Origin of the sequence: Nostoc sp. DedQUE07, from assembly GCF_034530975.2 — a bacterium.
Taxonomy (GTDB): domain Bacteria; phylum Cyanobacteriota; class Cyanobacteriia; order Cyanobacteriales; family Nostocaceae; genus Nostoc.
In genome coordinates this window covers 1-3,282 of the sequence record NZ_JAVRCC020000108.1, presented here as the reverse complement: position 1 = coordinate 3,282, position 3,282 = coordinate 1, and the positions used below count along the sequence as shown (strand labels likewise).

The following is a 3,282-nucleotide window of genomic DNA, read 5'->3' as shown; positions in this document are numbered from 1 at the left end:
GGTACTTCTTCTGGAGGTGGTACTTCTTCTGGAGGTGGTACTTCTTCTGGAGGTATTAACGACATACCAACCCTGATAAAGAATGCTAATAACGATATCTTTACTATTAAAGGTAAAGGTAATAGCGAAAAAGCAACACTTTCAGTCCAACTGACAGGACAAAGTTCTAATCATGTTTATGAATTGGGAGTATTTGCTGTAGATGATGAACAAGGGAGAATTCAAGGTATTGCCTCTAGCGATCCTGGTTACGTGGAAGCAGCTTTGAAACGATCCAAGGTGATTCTCTCCTCACTTACCAAGTATCCAATTGGATTCAATGCTGATTTAGCTAGTTTGTCGGAATTTACTTCTGGCGAACAGCTAAAATTTTACTTAGTACGCGATAATACCATAGATAATATCTTGGCTGGACAAGCTGCTGTTACAGATGTACTGATTTCCGATCCGACAAATCTTAAAGTTACAAGCTCAGGTAATAATAACTTCTCCTTGTCTTGGAAAGCTAGCAACAGCAGTGAATTCAAGGATTTGATGTTCAACATTCAGGCAACAGATAAAAATTTGCCTTTGGGTACAGGTTTACAAGGAAACCAACAAGGAGAACTCCTTGATTTACGTGGTGTGACACAACAGGTAAAAGCTGATTTTGTAGTCAATAGAGAAGCTGCATACGATGATGTTATCGGTTTCTATAAAGTGGCTGATACAAATGGTGGTATCGACACCAACGGGGATGGTACAGCAGATATTCTCGTAGGGCAAGCTGGTTATGCCGAAGCTGCTATCCGTGGAAGTGTTGCAGGTATAGACTTGACGGGGAATAACCAAGGTACAGCAAGTTACTCTGGGAATATCGCACCTGATTCTCTGTATGCACCGTTTATTATTGTTAATGGTAGACCTGATGCCATTCTTGATAGCAATGCGAATAACAATCCAGCAATATACTTCGCATTTTTGGGTGCTAACTCAGACAAGACAGATCACATTCGTCTGCTAGAAAATAACACCTTTGGTTTTGAGGATTTAGCAAATGGTGGTGACAAAGATTTCAACGATATGATTGTGCATGTCAATTTGAATATTCAGTAGACCGAAAACTTTTGCGATCGCTCTTGGGTCATCCGTGAGAGGTTAAGCTGAACTTCCCTCTGTACGAATGTACTAAATAGACCTCAAAAGCCTGTGTTGAGAGCAATACAGGCTTTTATATTTGCATAAATGTACCCATGTAACCCATTCGTGAGAGGTTAAGTAATTGCACATTTGTCAAGAGGGTGCAGGAAAAGGGGATAAATCCAGCCTGGAGACTTGTTTTCGTAAGGCTTTGACAACTCCTAAATCTTGATTTTCAGGAGCAGCAAAGTCAGTAGACCGAAAAGTTTTCCAGAAGCCTTACCAGTTCTTGATTTTTGCTTGGGAATACCAGAAGCCAAAATTCAGTAGACCGAAAAGTTTGGCGCTCGCTAAAACATGGTAGCCTGTGATACCGTTTTCGGGGGAAATATACAAAAGCTGATTGCTTGGCTAAATGATAAGATTAAATTATCAATAAACCCCAAAATCAACCAAAATCAGCCAGATGGCAAGTAAATTTCACAGGCAACTCCATAATTGCGGTCTACTGCTTGACCTAAAAACTCAAGCATTTGTTTAAGGGTAAATAGATGGGAGAAAACTTGTCTTGAACTTTTTTTTAAACGGCTGAGATAATGCCAGACTAGATAAATCCAAACATTAATAATTAAAAAAGCTAAAGCTACAAATAGAAATCTAATTGTTGGATTTTTGATAGTTGTTTTAATCCGACATTGATTTTTCATCCGATAGCTACTTTCAATTCCAAAACGGAGACGATAGTCGTCATGTATTGAATGTAATGACAACTTAACTTTATAAACAGCATAAATAAAAAATTATCGCCCGTGCGCTCGTCTTTTACCGTTTTTATATGTACAAACTATCCAAACTGGGAAAGTACATGAGCCATATTTATCACTGTTTAAAGTGTAAGTTGTTTTATAACTGCGCCGACCTCTAATTAATTGTCTAGTACCTCCATTTTTACCTCGAATAATCACTGGTATTTCAAAAGCAATATCCAAAACTAGCAACCATCTGATGACTGACACACAGAAAAATCCCCGGTCTAAATACAATCTTTCGATTTGAAGATTCAAAGGCTCAATCAGTGATAAAAGATAAGTGATAATTGCTGCCTTCGTATTTTGTTGTTGAAGAGCTTTGATAGCTAAAGTTACTCGTTTATTCCTCTTAATTACATAGACAGTAGCGTAGGCGTAAAAAGAACAAGTTCCACTTGTAGCTTGACTTCTATAAATATATGGTGCTTCGGTTGGTGAGGGTTCACCATAATATGGAATTAAGTTAAAATCGATAGCAATTTTTTGTTTACCTTGTCGGATTCCATCTGGTAAGCGGCTTTGAATTGCTGTATTTAAGTCTGATTCTAAAGATTTAATGTTTGAATATTTATCTAAATGGTAACGAATATCGTTACTGGTAGGAACATTCTTTAAGACTTTCGTTGTGTTTTCGATACTATCGCTTTGGGTGGCTGCTCGAATTAAAATCTCAAAGATATTTTTTTTTCACACTTTCCTTGAGTTTGAATTGGAATATGTTCTGTTAAACAGTTAACTACTTCGTTTAAGGTTTTACTATCAGTTAGAACTGGCTCCGTTGCATTCATAACCCAACTAAATAATTCTCAATTTTGCTTCTTTACCTCCATACTTTACTTTACACAAATTGCATACTACATATCCAGAACTATCTTTTGGTAGGCGCGTTACCTTAACTTTTTCGGTTATTAATTAGTTTTACTTATTTATAGTTGCTGAAGGAGTATTCTAAAAAATGTATTTTAGAATACGGTTTTTTGACAACAGTCGGTTTTATAGGTATCGCTCTGTGCGCGATCGCAGAAGGAGTTGCAGCGTTACTGTGGAATGAAAACTTTGCTTATGCCACAGGCTGGGATGAATCCAAAGGACGTTATCTTGGTTTGAAAGCAGCTGAACACATTACCGTAACCCTTAGCAGTCAAAATCTGATAGTTAAGCCAGAAGTAGCGCAACGCCAGTTTGAGGCAGATGCTGCTGCTAAAGTAACTCCACCAGGATTTAAAGAAAAAACAGGAAGCTACAAGATTGAAAAAGAAAAAACTATTGACATTGTAATAACAGATAATGCTTCCTCTGCTGTCATAGTTCCACCAAAACGTTTCTATGGTTCAGTCAAATTGGACGCATTACG

3 protein-coding genes and 1 pseudogene are annotated in these 3,282 nt (G+C 37.6%); 2 read left to right on the top strand and 2 right to left on the bottom strand.

Going from position 1 to position 3,282, the window contains the following annotated elements; genetic code table 11:
• The coding region (locus RMZ95_RS33975) for a DUF4114 domain-containing protein (protein WP_409884539.1) at positions 1-1,095 on the top strand (1,095 nt) is incomplete at its 5' end.
• A 482-nt stretch (positions 1,096-1,577) separates the two neighbouring features.
• Here the strand turns inward: RMZ95_RS33975 and RMZ95_RS33970 are convergent.
• Both RMZ95_RS33970 and RMZ95_RS33965 read right to left on the bottom strand, forming a co-directional pair.
• The gene (locus tag RMZ95_RS33970) at positions 1,578-1,889 is read right to left on the bottom strand and encodes a hypothetical protein (protein ID WP_322683235.1); all 312 of its coding nucleotides are present in this window, start codon (positions 1,887-1,889) and stop codon (positions 1,578-1,580) included.
• A gap of 30 nt (positions 1,890-1,919) precedes the next feature.
• Entirely contained in the window at positions 1,920-2,135 is a 216-nt protein-coding gene (locus RMZ95_RS33965) for a hypothetical protein (protein WP_322683236.1), read from the bottom strand.
• A gap of 770 nt (positions 2,136-2,905) precedes the next feature.
• Between RMZ95_RS33965 and RMZ95_RS33960 the strand changes: the two are divergent.
• Positions 2,906-3,282 (top strand): annotated as a pseudogene (locus tag RMZ95_RS33960) (AAA+ family ATPase); the annotation flags it as partial.